Below are 16,014 nucleotides of genomic sequence, written 5' to 3' on the forward strand. Positions count from 1 at the left end.
CGTTGGAAGGGGGCTCCGAGGGACGTCTTCAAGCCGGGAGCTGCTGGCGCAAGGCCACGCCACGGACTCAGAGCATGCTGGCGATGTCCTTCACCGGCTGCGGCGCGGCCTCCGTGTTCGCCAGCGCGCCCATGGCGCCTCCGAAGATCATGGAGGCCGGGTTGATGCGGCCCGTGGTGACAGCCCCGAGGACCCCCTCCGCGGCGCCCTTCACGGTGTTGAGGTAGCCCTTCGCGGCGCCCTCGAAGACGCCCTTGACGCCGCCCTCCGAGTTGCCAATGCCCGTCAGGACATTGCTGACGCCCGGCAGGAACCACAGGTGCTTGCCCGCCTCACCCGCGAACCACTGGAAGTTGTCCTTGTTGCTTCCGTCCGCCTTGACGTGGGTGTCCTTCGTGGTCGGCAACTGGTGCTCCCCCAGGAAGGAGTACCCCTTCTCCGCGAAGTCCTTCACCATGCCGGCCTCGGTGCCGTGCCGCGCATCGCCATCCTTGGTGATGCCCTCGATGTTGCCGTCGCCCTTGCCATTCTTGACCTTGTTCGACCGGTCGTCGCCCGTGGAAGCCTTCGCGCTGTCGATGAACTCCAGCACCTTGGCCAGCCGGTAGACGGCGTCCGGGTTCTGCTTCGCGTCCTTCAGGTCGAGCTTGGGGTCGATGCCCGTCTGCTTGCACAGCTCCTTGAACTTGATGTCCTTCTGGCGGCCCAGGTTCTTCAGCGCGGGGGAGTCATCGACGATCTGCGCCGCCGTCCGCTTGTCTCCAGCCGGGCGCTTGTCCTTGGCGCTGGGGACGCCGGAGCCGGAGTCCTCGGGCGCGGGCTTGAGGTTCTCCAGGTTCTTGGGCATCCCGCGGGGCGCGAAGGTGGCGGGCTGGCTGACCGGCCCCTGCGCCCCCGGCAACATCGGCGCGTTGAAGGACTGCGGGTGGGGCATGGCGCCCATTCCGAACCCGTCCATCGGGTTGGCGTGGCCCATGGGCACGCCACCAGCCTGGAGCGGCGACATCGGACCGAAGCCGCCCATCGGCGGGAGCGCCGCCCCCGGACCGAAGCCGCCCATCGGCGCGAGCGCGGCCCCCGGACCGAAGCCGCCCACCGGCGGGAGCGCCGCCCCAGGACCGAAGGCGCCCATCGGCGGGAGCGCCGCCGCCGGACCGAAGCCGCCCATCTGCGGGGCCGCCGCCGCCGGACCGAAGCTGTCCATCGGCGGGAGCGCGGCCCCAGGACCGAAGCCACCCATCGGCGGGAGCGCCGCCGCCGGGCCGAAGGCGCCCGCGGCTTGGAGCGCCGCGGGGCCGTAGTCCGTCACGGCCTGGAGCGCCGCCTCCCGGCCGGAGGTCCGTCCAGGCGCGCCGGACTGGGGCGCCGCCGCCGGGTTGGAGGGCCGAGAGGGCCCGCCTGAGGGCTGGAACGAATCCACCGGGCCGGAAGGCCGCGTGGACTGGCTCGACGGGCCCTGGGAGACGCGCCCGCCCTTGTCCGGAACCGGCCCCGCCGAGGGCGGCGGCTTCGGCGTCGCGGGAGAGGGCTGCGCAGCGTCCGGACGCTTGGGGGAGAAGGAGCGGGTCTTGGCCTTGCCGATCATGGGATCACCTGGTTTTGACAGCGAAGGAGGATTGCTGCGGCGAGTCTGTCCCGCCCATGCGCTGTCTCACTGCAGCGCCCATGCCACCTTGGGCACGCGACGTAACATGCTGATTTCACATGGCTGCGATGGCTTCGACGCCCCCATGTGAGGGGTTGGGCCGGTGACCGCAGTCACCAGGCAGATGGCGCCAGTCACCACCGCGGAGCCGTCACCCCGAGCGCCTCCCCATCCGCTTCATCCACCGAGGTGTCTCGGGGTTCGGTCCTAGCGGAACGGTGCGAGGTGCACGTAGGTCACGTCGGCGTCGGTGGCGTCACCTTCGTGCAGCGGTGGCACGCGCCCGCGAAACGCCACGACCTGGTCATCCGGGCCGAGTCGAAGCGCCATGGGTGCAATCGCCAGCGCGACGAAGAAGCTCGTCGCACGCATCCGCACGGTGTCGCCGTGCAAGGTCAGCTCGAAGCCGTAGGTGCGGCCTCGGTCCCAGAACTCCAGGGGGACGGCCTGACCGGCGCGCAGCTCACGCAGGTGCGTGCGTACGAACCGAAACAGCGTCGGGCCGACGACGAGGTCTGCCCCGCGGCGCTCGCCGCCATCGAAGTGGTGTGCTTCGCCGCGTTGACCGTGCACCTCATCGAACGCAATGAGGCGACCGTCACCCGCTTGCGTCGCCTGCTGCAGCACGACCGGCGTATTGTCGGCGAAGGTGATGTGCGTCGAGACGCGCTCGCCGTTCGGGCGCTCGACGACGCGTCGCTCGTAGCGAAACACAGGGGCGGTGCTCCCCTCGGGCGTCACCGTTCCAACGGAGATCAACTCACCATGGCTGGCCACGGGCGCCGCCAACCGCGACGTCTGCTCGGGCGTGAGAGGTACGTGCCCGCAGCCAACCACACCGCACACAACAAAGAAGAGCGCACTCAGGCATTTCATGCGGAGATGATGCGGACCCATGGGAGCCGCCAACAATGTCGCAGGCCGCCAAACCACTGTCCGAGGGCGACATCGCCGCGTGCAACGTCATCCCGGCGTTCGAAACGTCACTCCGGTTCGGTGCTACCGAGGACGAACTGGCAAGCCAGCTCGGCTGGAGCCGACAGGTGCTGCTCGAGCCTGACGCGTGCGTCAGCGGCGCGTCGACGTACAAGCACATGGAGCTGATGTTCGAGAAGCCCCGCTATGCCGAGTTCGTCGTCGCGGCCGTGCGTGCATACGACGCCAAGAGCCTCGGTGTCGTGGGCCTCGCCTGCAAGACCATGCCGAACATCGGCGTCGCGATGGCGTGTCACGCCCGCTTTCAAAGGCTGACCAACCGCACCGCGACCTACCAGACGGCCCTCGCGGCCACCGGCCTACACCTCCGCGAACAGCGAGATGACCCGCGCCTCGGCAGCCAGCTCATCTCCGACTACACCCTGCTCGTCGCCGTCCGCCTGCTCTCCCTGCTGAGCGACGCCCCCATCCCCGTGCGTGCGATGTTCAGCCGCAGAGCGCGGATGCCAGCACGGGAGCGCGCACTCTATGAGGAGACACTCGGCGCCGCAGTGACGACCGGCGCGACCTTCGCCGAGCTGATCTTGGAGCCGGCTGTCTCCACCCTGGGCGTGCGCAAAGCGGACGCGGAGATGGAGAGCTATTTTCGCGGCGTCCTCGAGCGCGCCCTGCCGATGCCCGACGATGCTCCGAAGCTGCTCACCTCGGTACGCGCTGTCATCCGAGCGCACCTCCAGCAGGGTGCGCCGACGCTGGGCAGGGTCGCCCAGGCCTTGGGACTCGGCGAGCGCACGCTGCAGCGGCGTCTCCAGGGTTTCGGACTTGGCTTTCAAGAGCTGCTCGACGACACACGCAAGGCGCTGGCGGAGGGCTACATGAGGCAGCCGGAGCTGACCCTCGCCGAGGTTGCATATCTCCTCGGCTTCGCCGAGCAGGCGTCGTTCTTTCGTGCCTTTCGTCGCTGGCACGACATGACACCGCAAGCCTATCGGACGCGCAGTCTGGCCCGCTTCCCTCAATGCCGTTGAACTCCGACACTCCGAAATAGTATTCGCGACCCAGTCAAGAACATGACCTTTCGCTAGAGCCACCCATGGCAAGCAAGAACTTCTACATCATGCTGGCGGATCCACCCTGGGCGGGCCCGACATCAAAAATCATCTCAGGCCCAGACATCCAGGTGAATGACGGGCTCCTCCTGGACAACGTACAACAGGGTTATTCAATCGTCCTGTCCGTAGACAAGAAGGCGAAGGATGTCTCCGGGTTCCCTCCGTGTGACATCCACGCCCCCTCTCGCGCCCTCCTGTTTTCTCAGCGGTTTATCGAGCTGCTCACGGGGCTCGGGGTAGACAATGTTCAGTATTTTGATGCGGATGTTGTCTACGAGCCTACCGGGCAAAAGCTGCCCTACAAGGTGGCGAATGTCGTCGGCATCGTGAACGGGCTCGACCTGGACCAGTCGGATGTCGTGATGTCTGGCCGTGGAAACGTTCTGCAAATCAAGGAAATGTGCCTGGACGAAGACAAGCTACAGGGCCAGAAGATCTGCCGCCTCCGTGAGGACATCATGCTGATTGTCGTTCACAAGAGCATCAAGGAAGCCGTTGAACAGGCGGCGCTCACCGGCTTCATGTTCATTGCCGATGATGAATATGAGCCGGGCATGATTTAAACCGAGCTTCGCGATCCTCGAGCAGGGAGGAGCTCGCCCACGAACAGGAGCAGGCCCGGACCTCAATTCCAGAGCTCCCGCGAGAGCAGGTCCACCATCGCGACAGCGACCTTTGGCTCGGGCAGCCCCAGCGTCCGCAGGAGCGCACCATCGGTCGGCGCGGAGACCTCCGCACGCAGCGCCTCCACCGCCCGCTGACGTGCCGCGCGCACCGCCGCCCGTTCGGCGGACGGCAGTCGCTCTACCGTCCAACGGTCAATGGCCCAGGACAGGTCCGCGTGCCGGGTCTCATCCTCGGCGATACGGACCATCGCCTCGCGTACCTCGCCGTCCTCCGCGTGCAGTGCCTGATGGTGAGCCAGCAGCGCGCCGTACGTCTCGCGCACGCAGCCCTCCACCGCGTTGTCCAGCGCCACCTCGAGCAGCGGCCTGGGTGGGAGTGGCGCCACCACCGCGCGCTCAGGCGTCGCGCCATGACGACGCGCCAGTCGTCCACACACCTCCGTGTGAGCCACCTCATCGAGTGCGCTGCGCAGCGCCGCCTGCTGGAGCTCGACCGCCGCACCATGAAGCGCCAGCTCGTCCCGCAGCCGCAAGAAGGCCGTGATGGAAGCTTCCTCCAGGTGGGCGATGAGCGCGAAGTGCTGCCCCAGCGCATCCGCGCATGCCACCGAGCCATCCGAGCGGAGTCCCTCGGGCCTGCGCCCCACGGTGCACCCCTTCGTGCCCCGCTCAAGGATGTGGGCCTGCTTCACGCGCACCTCGCCCGAGGGCGTCACCTCCAGCAGATACTGCGTCAGGTTGGAGCCCTCTCCACACGCAACCCCCTGCGTGGCGACGACGTTGAAGGTCCCGTCCGCGTTGGCCTTCACCGCGCCTTTCTCCAACTCGGTGCAGCTCAGGCTGTAGCCCTCCGCGAAGACCCGGAGCAGCGCCTCCTGAGCGGTGTCGATGCCGCCCAGGAAGGCCTGGAGCGCCTCCTCAGAGGTGTGGGCCTCCACCACATCCCCTCGCGTCGTCACGAGGTAGTACGCGTAGCAGTCTGGCTCGCAGAGGGAGCGAAACCCCTCCTCGGAGGAGAGGGCCTCGAGCTCCGCGTTGCACGCCACCGGCTGCGTGGCGCTCTCACACGGCGTCCCCGAGGACGCGAGGGTCTGCTGTCGAGGCGTGGTGTACAGGTCGGCGACGAGCCGCAGCTCGACGAAGTCCGTCTGTGCCGCGGGAGAGAGCCCTTGGACCGACAGACTTCCACCATCGCAGGCGGGAGGTGTGTAGCCTTCCAGGGAAATCCCCCCACTGCCACAACCGGTGAGCAGCAGCGGGGACGCCAGTGACGCACTCAGCGCTCGGGCGAAGAGCCGACGCAGTTGATCCGAGTTCACGTAACACTCCTCTTTGGAGACGACCTCGCTTTCAGAAGCAATGACGATGCCAGGAGCGATTCATTCGAGGAGCCCGGGGTCGCCGGCTGAACCATGTCCCTGTTTTCCACGAGCAGACTCAGAAACCTGAGGTGCTCGAGGTTGGCTCCCGGAATCAGTCACAGGGCAGCAGGAGGGTGAACTCCGACATGTCGAAGGACTCACGCTGGAGCGCCGGAGTCCGCGCTTCGGCGCGAGAGACATCCAGAAGGTTGTTGCCGTGACGGTGACGCGGGCGCCTTGAACCGCCTGGGGGGATTGGCGAGCGCGGAGCACCAGCCGGAGAGGGCCGCTTCGGTTGCACGTGCGCCGTGCCGGCCCCCCGCCCACCTGACGGGTTGAATCCCAACGCGCCAGGGGGCGCCACCGGGCCCGACCCCGTGGCGCGGATGCGACGCCGCCCAGGCGGATTTCCCCTCCCGGACCACCCGCCGCGGTTCGCAGACATCAAGCGTCCGGCCGCGCTCGCGCAATGACATTTATCCCGGCGACCCTGCGGGTTGACCAGACATCCGGACAGGCGCATCAGGGAAGAACCCACCCGGAGCCGTTTGTTCTCGCGAACTGACAAGGCCCGCTTGGCGGGAAGACTCGGGAGGTGATGTAAAATGACAGACTAAAACGCACGTACCGGGCCCTGGTCTGATGGACGGCGGGGCGGTATCACTACGCCCGCTCGAAAACACCCACGGACGGCTCCAAGGCAATAACCATACGTAGCCACTGATATCCGGATTTACTTGACAAATAAGCATCCGCGACTGAATGTATCGAGAGGTCAGACGTCAACTCAATCAGCGGGACAAGGGGATGAGCGCACGCGCATCCGCCGGGGACCGCCCGAGGCCGGTGGCCCTGACGAGCACCCCACGGTGCGTCCGGCCAGTCTCCTTCCCCGGCGCCCAGGGTGTTCTGGTTCGTCTAGATTTGCAGGTACGCGCATGCCCTGCCTGTGATAGGCGGAGGGGGCCTCATTCCCCAAAGGAGATCACACATGTCGAACCCACTCCACGCCCTGCTGATTGCACAGTTCACCGAAGCGCCGGTCAACAAGCTGCTGGGCGTCACGCTCGAATACAACGACCAGAACGAAGCCATCTGCCGCTGGAAGCGCAAGCCTGACTTCGACCATGGGATGCAGGACACGCATGGCGGCATCCTGGCGACGCTGCTGGACATGGCCGGCTGGTTCACGGCCGCCGCGCACAGCGGGGCCATCGTCGTCACGTCGGACATCAACGTGAGGCTCCTCCAGCCCGCGAAGCAGCAGGACCTGGTGGCCACCGCGAAGGTCATCCGTGACGGCTCCAAGGCCGTCATCGCGGAGATGACCGTGACGTCTCCGAAGGGCCTGGTGGCCATGGCCACCGCGTCCTTCGCGAAGATCGGCGAGCTGCCCAAGGGCTGACGCCCCGCGCCGGAGCCCGGCGGTCTTCCAGACCTTTCCTCGTCCACCGCGACGATGCCGCCGTGCCCGCGCCGGGCGCGGCGGCGCCGCCGCCCCACATGGAGTCATGACGCACGTGCAGCCAGAACAACGGGTCATCGAAAATCCAGCAGGGATGAGTCTCGAAGGGGTCATGACGGATTCCGCCGACGCGCTCCGTTTCTCTCCCACGCTGGTCCACGCGCTGCGGCACTGGGCGCAGGTGCAGCCCCAGAAGAACGCGTTCACCTACCTGAGCGGCCGGGATCAACCGGAGCAGCCCATCACCTACGGTGAGCTGGCGCGCACCGTGTTCGGCGTGGCCGCCCACCTGGAGCGCGAGGGCTTCCGAGGCGAGCGGGTGCTCATCGTCATGCGCTCCGGGCTGGAGTACATCGTCGGCTTCCTGGCATGCGCCGCCGCGGGCGCCATCGCCGCCCCGCTCTACCCGCCGGCGAGCGACAAGGACTGGGCGAAGCTGCGCGCCATCACCCGGGACTGCCAGCCGAAGGCGATGCTGGTGGCGCGCGCCGGGGACGCAAGCCACGCCGCGCAGCAGCCGGACTGCCCCGCGCTCGTCATGGGAGAGCTGATCGCCGCGCACGGCGGCGGCGACCCCACCGGCGCCGGGCTGCCCACGCCCCTGCCGGACGACGTGGCCTTCCTCCAGTACACGTCCGGTTCGACGGGGGACCCCAAGGGGGTAATGGTCACCCACCGCAGCATCGTCCACAACAACCGCATGACGGCCGTGGCCATGGGCAACACGCGCGACAGCGTCATCGTGACGTGGCTGCCGCTGTACCACGACATGGGCCTCATCGGGATGATCCTCCAGTCGCTGGGGCTGGGGGCGCGCACGGTGCTGATGGCGCCCAAGAGCTTCGTGCGCGACCCGGCGCTGTGGCTCCAGGCGGTGTCCACGTACCGGGGCACCTGCGCGGGCGGGCCCAACTTCGCCTACGACATCTGCATCGAGAAGGTGGACGACGCCGTCATCGGCACCCTGGACCTGTCGTCATGGAAGAGCGCCTTCAACGGCGCGGAGCCCATCAAGGCCAGCACGCTGGAGCGCTTCCAGCGCCGGTTCGAGCGCGCGGGCTTCCGGAGCGAGATGTTCTTCCCCTGCTACGGCCTGGCGGAGGCCACGCTGTTCGTCGCGGGCGGGCCGCGCGGCAAGGCCCCCACCACGTTCGAGCTGCGGGACGAGCGGCGCGTGCAGACGCTGGTGGGCATGGCGCTGGACCAGCGCGAGCAGACGGTGCGCATCGTCGACCCGGAGTCCTGGACGCTCCAGCCCGACGCGCGGGTGGGCGAGGTCTGGCTCAAGAGCGACAGCGTCACGCGCGGCTACTGGAACCGGGCCCAGGCGACGGCGGACACCTTCCACGCGTACACCACCGACACCGGCGAGGGCCCCTTCCTGCGCACCGGTGATTTGGGCTTCGTCCACGAGGGCAGCCTCTACATCACCGGCCGCATCAAGGAGCTCATCATCGTCAACGGCTTCAACCACCACCCCCAGGACCTCGAGGACACGGTCCAGGCGCTGTCGGACGACCTGCGCGTCCACTGCGGCGCGGCGTTCAGCTTCGACGACGAGAAGCTGGCCGTCGTCCAGGCCGTGACGCGGGGACGGGAGGTGGCGCCGCGCTTCGAGGAGCTCACCGCGAGCATCCGCCGCGAGGTGCTGCGGGTGCACGGGGTCGCGCCCGCGTACATCGCGCTGGTCAACGCGGGGATGATTCCCAAGACGAGCAGCGGGAAGATTCAGCGCGGCGAGGTGCGCAAGGCGTTCCTCGACGGCACGCTGGAGGTCCTCCACGACTGGCGGCCGGAGCCTCCCCAGCAGGCCGCCCCCCTCCGCGCCGTCCCCGGGGACGCCAAGGCGCTCCGGCCCGTGGTGGCGGAGAAGCTCGCCTGGGTGCGGGACTACTGCGCCACGCGGCTGAACTCGTTCGTCATCGACGAGCGGCGCACGCTGCCGCCCTACGTCATCCTCGACTTCGGCAACCAGGGCCTCCTGGGGATGCTCGTCCCGGAGGCGCACGGCGGCCTGGGCTTCACCACGCGCGAGTTCCTCCGGGTGATGGAGCTGCTCGGCAGCAAGGACATGACGCTGGCGCTGTTCGTGGGCCTCAACAACGTGCTGGGCGTGCGCCCGGTGCTGCGCTTCGGCGGCGAGCAGCTCAAGGCCCGGTACCTGCCGGCGCTGGCGCGCGGCCGGGAGCTGGCGGCCTTCTCCCTGACGGAGCCCGGCGCCGGGTCCAACCCCCAGGCCCTGGAGACGACGGCCCGGGCCTCCGGTGACGGCTACCGGCTGAGCGGAACGAAAATCTGGAGCGGCTCCGCGGCGTGGGCCGGGCTGATGAACGTCTTCGCGCGGCACGTGGACGCGAACGGGCAGCCGGCGGGCTTCTCCGCGTTCGCCATCCCGCAGGGCAGCCCGGGCGTGCGCCAGGGCCCCGAGGCGCTCACCATGGGCCTGAGGGGGATGATCCAGAACACCGTCCACCTGGAGGACGTCCCGGTGGAGCCGTGGCAGCTGCTCGGCGAGCCCGGCAACGGCATGGCCGTGGCGCAGGACACGCTGTGCTACGGACGGCTCGCCATCGCCTCCGTGTGCCTGGGGGCCACCCGGCTGTGCGTGCAGCTGATGCTCCAGTACGCCCAGGGCCGCCGCGTCTCCACGGGCCCCCTGCTCCAGAACCCCTACACCCGCGCGGTGCTGGGCGAGGCGATGCACCAGATCGCCGCCATTGAAGCGCTCATCGACCGCGTCGTGGGCAAGGTCGAGGCGGGCCAGGACGTGGCGCCAGAGGTGCTGGCGGTGTGCAAGTCGGTGTCCACGGAGGTGCTGTGGACCACCGTGGACCGCACCATGCAACTGGCGGGCGGACGGGGCTACCTCGAGTCCAACTTCATCCCGCAGTTGTTCCGCGACGCCCGCATCTTCCGCATCTTCGAGGGGCCCACGGAGACGCTGCACCACTTCGTCGGCACCTCGGCGCTGCGCGGCCGCCCGGTGCTGCGCGCCTTCCTGCGCGAGTCCCTGGACGAGGACACGGTGCGGACGCACTACGACGCCGTCCTCGCCGCGCTCCAGCCCGCCCGGCCGGGCGAGCGCGACACATCCCTGGAGGACTGGCAGGGCCTGCGGTTCGGCCAGTACGTCGATGACCTGGTGCTCTACGCCGCCGCGGCTGGAAGCGGCGTTGACGCGGCGACGCGCCGCTGGCTGCACGAGCGGCTCCAGGCAGCCCTGGCCCGGGTCACCCAGGCGACGCGGGCGTTCCCGGAGCTGCCAGGCGCCGAAGCGCTGCGGGCCTTCGGTGAGGCGCTGGACCGCGACTTCGGTCGCCGGGGAGACGGCCCCGCGATGCCCGACGTGTCGCTCGACGCGCTCTTCACGCCCACGGCCGCCGCGCCCACCGCACCTCCGCCAGCGCCAGCGCCGGCGGCGGCGCCATCCGCGCCCGTGGTGGCGGCCCCACCCGCCATGCACGTGGTGGCGGCGCCAACCCCGGTGGGGCGCGCGGAGGTGGAGGCCTTCATCCGCCAGTGGATCTCCGGCCGGTGCGCCAGGCCCGTGGCGTCGCTCCAGGGTGACGTGGAGTTCGCCATGCTGGGCCTGGGCTCCATCGACGCCATCGACCTGGGGGCCGCGCTGTCGGACGAGTACGCGCTGACCGTCGACCCCTCCGTCCTCTTCAGCTACCCGAACATCCGGGAGCTCGCCGGCTTCCTTCTGGGAAGGTTGAACAAGAGGAGCGGCGCGAAGGTGGCCGGGTAGTCCGGCCGCTGTTTCCTGGGCGGACCTCCGGGTCCGCCTTCAGTGAACCTGCTCACGAGGCATCCCATGCGGAATAAGCTGCTCCCCTTCCCGGCCGACGGCTGGGCGGTGGTCCTCATTGTCTTGACGTTCGCCGCGCAGCTCTCGCTCTACCTGTTTGTCGACAGCATCGGCTGGCTGGCGGCGGGCGCGTTCGCGCTGGTGCCGTTCTGTCTGTCGGTGGTGGCCTACAACCACAATCACATGCATGTGCGGACGTTCTCGAACCAGCCGCTCAATCGCATCCTCGAAGTCCTCATCTTCCTGGAGACGGGCTCCTCGCCGTTCAGCGGCACGCTCAACCACATCGTCGGGCACCACGCCAGCTATGACAAACCCGAGCTGGACACGCTCAACTGGCGCCGGCGCGACGGCACGACGATGGGGCGCCACGAGTTCGCCCTCCGCTGCTTGGCCTGGCACTACCCGTCCTGCTTCGTGCTGGGCCAGAAGAACCCGCGCCTCCGGGCGCAGTTCCTCACCTGGCTGGCGCTGGGGGTGGCCCTCCTGGGGGGGCTCATCGCCTACCGGCCCGTCCCGGCGCTCATCGTGTTCGTGGCGCCCATGCTGCTGATGCTCTACGCGCTGAAGTGGTCCGCGTACGCGCACCACAGCGGGCTGCCCTACGGCGACGACTACACCGCGTCGAGGACGCACACGGGGCGCTTCTACAACTGGTTCACGTGGAACGCGGGCTACCACGCCGCGCACCACTTCAAGCAGGCGCTGCACTGGTCCCAGCTCCCCGAATACCACGCGACGCTGGCCCCCCGGATTCCCGCGGAGCTGCAGGGGGACGGCTGGGGCGAGGACCTGAAGCGACGAAGCATGACGCCGGCGGCCTGAAGTCCCACCCCGAAACACAGACAGCCCATTCAGCCAAGGAGCCCGAGATGAAGTTCCCCATCGAGAATCCGCGGGAGATTTCCCGCCGCATCGTGCGTGAGTCCGTCGACGCGGACCTCTGGCAGCAGAACGAAGACTTCACCCGGAAGCTCGAGCGCGGCATCAAGGATTCGCGCCTGTTCAACCATCCGGTCATCGCGTCGTTCGCCCGGAAGGAGTTCACGCTCAAGTCCATGGGCCTGGTGCACTCGGAGGTGCGCTACGCCTTCGCGGAGCACTTCGGTGACGGGCTCATCCGCCTGATGGAGACCACCGGCGCGCTCGAGCGCCGGCTGGGGGCGAAGGCGAAGATGGCGGCGCGCTTCCTCATCCAGCTCAACGTGCTGGAGGAGCTGGGCTACAAGCCGACGCCGCTGGGCAAGGCGGGCTTCTGCGGCCACCCGGGCTTCTCCCACTACTGGCAGCTCGTGGACACGCTGACGGCCGTGGGCCACCCCGAGGAGAGCTGGTCCTCCTACGAGGCGTCGCCGGAGTCGGCCGCGGTGCGCAAGCGGCTGCTCGACAGCTTCAGCGACCATCTGCGGCTGGCGGTGGTGCTCGCCGGCATCGAGACGGCGTTCATCCCCTACTACGGCCCGTGGGCGGACAACACCCTCGCCGTCTGCCCGACGGACATCTCGGATGGCTACCACAGCATCCACGTCGAGGATGAGTCCGGCGCCGTCGTCGACACCGACCACTCCGAGGACAGCTGGTTCATCGTCCGCCAGGCGCTGACGCCGGACCGCTACGCGGAGGTGGAGTCGTTCCTGAACGACACGGTGGAGGAGTGGGCGCGCTTCGTCGACATGCTGGCGGCGAAGGACCGCGAGGTGAAGCGCGCGGCGTGAGGTGACACGGGCACCCGCGCCAGCGGCTTCGGCGCGGGCGCCCCCAGGGGCCTTCCAGGGACGAAAGGGATGGGACAGCGCATGGCATCGGCCGAGGACAGCAAGGTCGCCGTCGTTGGGGCGGCGGGACGGTTTCCAGGCGCCGCCAGCCTGGACGACTACTGGCGGCTCCTGGTGGAGGGGCGCGTGGCGGCGGCGGAGCCGGACGCGTCGCGCGGGGACCTGTGGAAGGCCGCGAAGGACCCCCTGCTGGGCAAGCGCATCCTCACGTTGCGCGCCGGCTACCTGGACGACGTGTTCCGCTTCGACGCCGACTACTTCAGCGTGTCCCCGCGAGAGGCCGTCAAGCTGGACCCCCAGCAGCGGCTGCTGCTGGAGGTGACGCACGACGCGCTGGAGGACGGCGGCATCACGCGGGAGGAGCTGCGGCGCGCGAACGTCGGCGTGTTCATCGGCGTGGGCAGCTCGGACTACATGAGCCTGGACTCCGGCCAGAAGCAGCACGTGGACGGCTACTTCGGCATCGGCAACTCGCACAACCTGCTGGCCGGGCGCATCTCCTACTTCCTCAACTTGAAGGGCCCGAGCCTGGCCATCGACACGGCGTGCTCGTCGTCACTCACCGCGCTGCACTTCGCGATGCAGTCGCTGCGCGGCGGGGAGATTGACATGGCCATCGTCGGCGGCGTCAACGTCATCCTGTCGGCCGACCTTCCGCTCGCGTTCTCCCAGGCGAAGATGCTGTCCCCCAGCGGGCGCTGCAAGACGTTCAGCGCCGACGCGGATGGCTACGGTCGCGCCGAGGGCGTCGCGGTGGCCGTCCTGCGGCGGGTGACGGAGGCGGAGCTGGAGCACCAGCCCGTGCGGTGCTTCATCGCCTCCACGGCCATCAACCAGGACGGGCGCAGCAACGGCATCGCGGCGCCCAACGGCGCCAGTCAAATCCGGGTGATTCGCGCCGCGCTGGAGCGCGCGGGCCTGTCGCCGTCGGACATCGCGTACGTGGAGGCCCACGGCACGGGGACGTCGCTGGGGGACGCCATCGAGCTGAACGCGCTCCAGGAGGTCTTCGGCGGGACGCCAGGCGAGCCGTGCTTCGTGGGCTCCGCGAAGGCCAGCATCGGCCACGCGGAGGCCGCGGCGGGCCTCTGCGGGCTCTTGAAGGGCATGCTCATCCTGGAGCACGGCGTGGTGCCGCCCCATCCAGTGGCGCCGCCGCACGCGCCCTTCTTCCATGCGGAGGACTGCGCGCTGAGGATCGCCGGGCAGGCGCAGCCCCTGCCGGCGGACCGGCGCCACGTCGGCATCAGCTCGTTCGGCTTCGGCGGGTCCAACGCCCATGTCGTGCTGGAGCGCCACGCCGCCCGGGAGCGTGAAGCCTCCGCGTCCGGACGCCCCGTGCTGCTGCCGCTGTCGAGCCACTTCGCGCAAGGGCTGAAGGAGGACGCGCTCGCGCTCGCGGCCCACCTGGCCGCGTCAACGGGGCCGCTCGAGGCGGTCTCCGACACGCTGATGGTCGCCCGGGAGCACCTGGCGCACCGCCGCGCCGTCGTCGTGAGGACGCGCGAGGAGGCCCTCCGCGCCCTCCGCGAGGTCCGGCCCCGCGCCGAGCCGTTGCCCGTCCAGCCGGGCGGGAGGCCGAAGGTGGCCTTCATGTTCACCGGCCAGGGCTCGCAGTTCCTTGGCATGGGCCAATCGCTGTACACGTCCCTCGCGCCGTTCCGGGACGCGTTCGACCGCTGCGACGCGCTGGCTCGCGAGCAGGCGGGCGTGTCGCTGGCGCACCTCGTGTACGAGCCGTCCGCCGGGGGCGATGAGCGCCTGACGTCCGACACCCACGCGGCGCAGCTCTCCCTGTTCGCGTTCGAGTACGCGCTCGCGAGCACGTGGATCGCGCTGGGCCTGACTCCGGACTTCGCCATCGGACACAGCCTGGGAGAGCTGGTGGCGCACACCGTCGCGGGCTCGCTGTCCCTCGCGGATGGCGTGGCGCTGGTCCACGAGCGGGGGCGGCTGATGCAGTCGGTGCCACACGACGGCGCCATGGTGGCGGTGTCGCTCGACGCCACGTCGTTGGAGGCGCTGCTGCGGGAGCTGGGGGAGCCGCTCCACCTCGCCGCCATCAATGGCAGGCAGCGCGTCGTGGTCAGCGGGGAGCGTCCGGCCGTGGCGCGCCTGGAGCAGCGCCTGGAGCGGGAGCGCGTGCGGTTCCGCGCGCTACGGACACGCCATGCCTTCCACTCCCCCGTCTTCGACGAGGCCGCGGCCCGGCTGGCGGAGCGTTCGCGGAGCCTCCCGCTCCACGCCGGGACGTTCCCGGTGGTGGGGAACCTCGACGGCGCGGTGGTGGCCCCCGGCGTCCTGGACGGCGACTACTGGGGACGGCACATCGCGAAGCCCGTGCAGTTCGCCGCGGGGACCGAGACGCTCGTCGGCCTGGGCGCGCGCGTGTTCCTGGAGGTGGGCCCGGACCGGGTGCTGTCCCCGCTCGTCGCGGCGGACCACGGCGCGCGGGTGAGCGCCGTGAGCAGCGGGGTCCGCGGCCGGGACAGCGAGGAGTGCCTGCTCGCCGCGGTCGGGACGCTGCATGAGCTGGGGCTGGACCTGGACTTCGCGCCGCTGTGCCACTCGGCGCCGCCTCGACGGGTGTCGCTCCCGGCCAGGCGTCTGGAGAACAAGCGGTACTGGACGGCGAGCAGCGCGGAGTCGGGCGCGGCCGTCCCGGAGCGGAGCGAGCCGCTCGCGCCCGGCGAGGCGGAGCCGTCGCTCCAGGCCGTCATCGACCGGCAGCTCCACGTGATGCGCCAGCAGCTCGCGCTGCTGGGCGACCCGTAACCTTCCTTGAGTCCCCATGGGAACTGACATGAGCAACGAGACGTCCAGCAACGACGCGGTGTCCCGCATCCAGGCCCTGGTGCTGCGCGAGGTCGCGTACTGCCTCAAGCAGGCGCCGGAGAACGTCGATCCCCACCTGCCCTTCGCCGACATGGGCGCGGACTCGTTGATCCTCCTGGAGGTCATCCAGGAGCTCAACGCACGCTTCCAGGTATCGCTCACGGTCCTGGAGATCTACGAGAAGGTCAACACCGTGGACCGGCTCGCCCGCTTCATCCACGAGCACCGCGCGCAAGAGGAGGCCGCCCCCACCGTCCAGGCCCAGGCGCCCGAGCCCGTGGGCCTCCCCGAAGTCCCGGAGGTGGACCTGGCGCCCCGGACCCGCGGCGGCCGGAGCCAGGAGCTCGAGGACATCGTCCGGCACCAGCTCGACTTGATGGACCGGCAGCTCACCCTGCTGGGCCGCAAGCCCGGGACGGCGGCGGCGAAGGCCTCCGCGCCCCAGCGG

At 69.4% G+C, this 16,014-nt stretch carries 11 protein-coding genes; 8 read left to right on the forward strand and 3 right to left on the reverse strand.

All coding sequences use genetic code 11. The features are described 5' to 3' along the window. Positions 1-67: 67 nt before the first annotated feature. On the reverse strand, positions 68-1,585 hold the full coding sequence (locus tag G4D87_RS38810) for a hypothetical protein (protein WP_205507399.1): 1,518 nt from the start codon (positions 1,583-1,585) through the stop codon (positions 68-70). 267 nt (positions 1,586-1,852) lie between these two features. Beyond that, complete coding sequence (locus tag G4D87_RS02815; RefSeq protein ID WP_163778343.1) at positions 1,853-2,521, reverse strand: hypothetical protein; 669 nt, start codon at positions 2,519-2,521, stop codon at positions 1,853-1,855. A gap of 35 nt (positions 2,522-2,556) precedes the next feature. On the opposite strand from G4D87_RS02815, the gene G4D87_RS02820 reads away from it, so the two are divergent. Then, on the forward strand, positions 2,557-3,609 hold the full coding sequence (locus tag G4D87_RS02820) for an AraC family transcriptional regulator (RefSeq protein WP_163778346.1): 1,053 nt from the start codon (positions 2,557-2,559) through the stop codon (positions 3,607-3,609). Positions 3,610-3,674: 65 nt separating this feature from the next. After that, complete coding sequence (locus G4D87_RS02825) at positions 3,675-4,256, forward strand: imm11 family protein (RefSeq protein WP_163778351.1); 582 nt, start codon at positions 3,675-3,677, stop codon at positions 4,254-4,256. A 62-nt stretch (positions 4,257-4,318) separates the two neighbouring features. Here the strand turns inward: G4D87_RS02825 and G4D87_RS02830 are convergent, their stop codons facing one another. Further along, complete coding sequence (locus G4D87_RS02830) at positions 4,319-5,638, reverse strand: ferritin-like domain-containing protein (RefSeq protein ID WP_163778353.1); 1,320 nt, start codon at positions 5,636-5,638, stop codon at positions 4,319-4,321. A gap of 1,033 nt (positions 5,639-6,671) precedes the next feature. Between G4D87_RS02830 and G4D87_RS02835 the strand changes: the two genes are divergently transcribed. From G4D87_RS02835 to G4D87_RS02860, 6 genes are all read left to right on the forward strand, one after another. Further along, positions 6,672-7,085 carry a PaaI family thioesterase gene (locus tag G4D87_RS02835; protein WP_163778356.1) on the forward strand — a complete coding sequence of 138 codons (414 nt, stop codon included), beginning with the start codon at positions 6,672-6,674 and terminating at the stop codon, positions 7,083-7,085. A 172-nt stretch (positions 7,086-7,257) separates the two neighbouring features. After that, on the forward strand, positions 7,258-10,896 hold the full coding sequence (locus G4D87_RS02840; protein WP_163778359.1) for an AMP-binding protein: 3,639 nt from the start codon (positions 7,258-7,260) through the stop codon (positions 10,894-10,896). Between the two features lie 66 nt (positions 10,897-10,962). Further along, positions 10,963-11,781, forward strand: a complete 819-nt coding sequence (locus tag G4D87_RS02845; RefSeq protein WP_163778362.1) for a fatty acid desaturase family protein — start codon at positions 10,963-10,965, stop codon at positions 11,779-11,781. 47 nt (positions 11,782-11,828) lie between these two features. Continuing rightward, complete coding sequence (locus G4D87_RS02850; protein WP_163778365.1) at positions 11,829-12,671, forward strand: hypothetical protein; 843 nt, start codon at positions 11,829-11,831, stop codon at positions 12,669-12,671. 81 nt (positions 12,672-12,752) lie between these two features. After that, entirely contained in the window at positions 12,753-15,506 is a 2,754-nt protein-coding gene (locus G4D87_RS02855; RefSeq protein WP_163778368.1) for a type I polyketide synthase, read from the forward strand. A 28-nt stretch (positions 15,507-15,534) separates the two neighbouring features. Continuing rightward, positions 15,535-16,014: acyl carrier protein (locus tag G4D87_RS02860; RefSeq protein WP_163778372.1), on the forward strand; the 480-nt coding region annotated here is incomplete at its 3' end.

This window comes from Myxococcus vastator, from assembly GCF_010894475.1.
Lineage (GTDB): Bacteria > Myxococcota > Myxococcia > Myxococcales > Myxococcaceae > Myxococcus > Myxococcus vastator.

Excerpts from the sequence above, each read along its gene's own strand:
- G4D87_RS38810 (WP_205507399.1), bottom strand. The coding sequence starts at position 1,585 with ATGATCGGCAAGGCCAAGACCCGCTCCTTCTCCCCCAAGCGTCCGGAC.
- G4D87_RS02815 (WP_163778343.1), bottom strand. The coding sequence starts at position 2,521 with ATGAAATGCCTGAGTGCGCTCTTCTTTGTTGTGTGCGGTGTGGTTGGC.
- G4D87_RS02820 (WP_163778346.1), top strand. The coding sequence starts at position 2,557 with ATGTCGCAGGCCGCCAAACCACTGTCCGAGGGCGACATCGCCGCGTGC.
- G4D87_RS02825 (WP_163778351.1), top strand. The coding sequence starts at position 3,675 with ATGGCAAGCAAGAACTTCTACATCATGCTGGCGGATCCACCCTGGGCG.
- G4D87_RS02835 (WP_163778356.1), top strand. The coding sequence starts at position 6,672 with ATGTCGAACCCACTCCACGCCCTGCTGATTGCACAGTTCACCGAAGCG.
- G4D87_RS02840 (WP_163778359.1), top strand. The coding sequence starts at position 7,258 with ATGACGGATTCCGCCGACGCGCTCCGTTTCTCTCCCACGCTGGTCCAC.
- G4D87_RS02845 (WP_163778362.1), top strand. The coding sequence starts at position 10,963 with ATGCGGAATAAGCTGCTCCCCTTCCCGGCCGACGGCTGGGCGGTGGTC.
- G4D87_RS02850 (WP_163778365.1), top strand. The coding sequence starts at position 11,829 with ATGAAGTTCCCCATCGAGAATCCGCGGGAGATTTCCCGCCGCATCGTG.
- G4D87_RS02855 (WP_163778368.1), top strand. The coding sequence starts at position 12,753 with ATGGCATCGGCCGAGGACAGCAAGGTCGCCGTCGTTGGGGCGGCGGGA.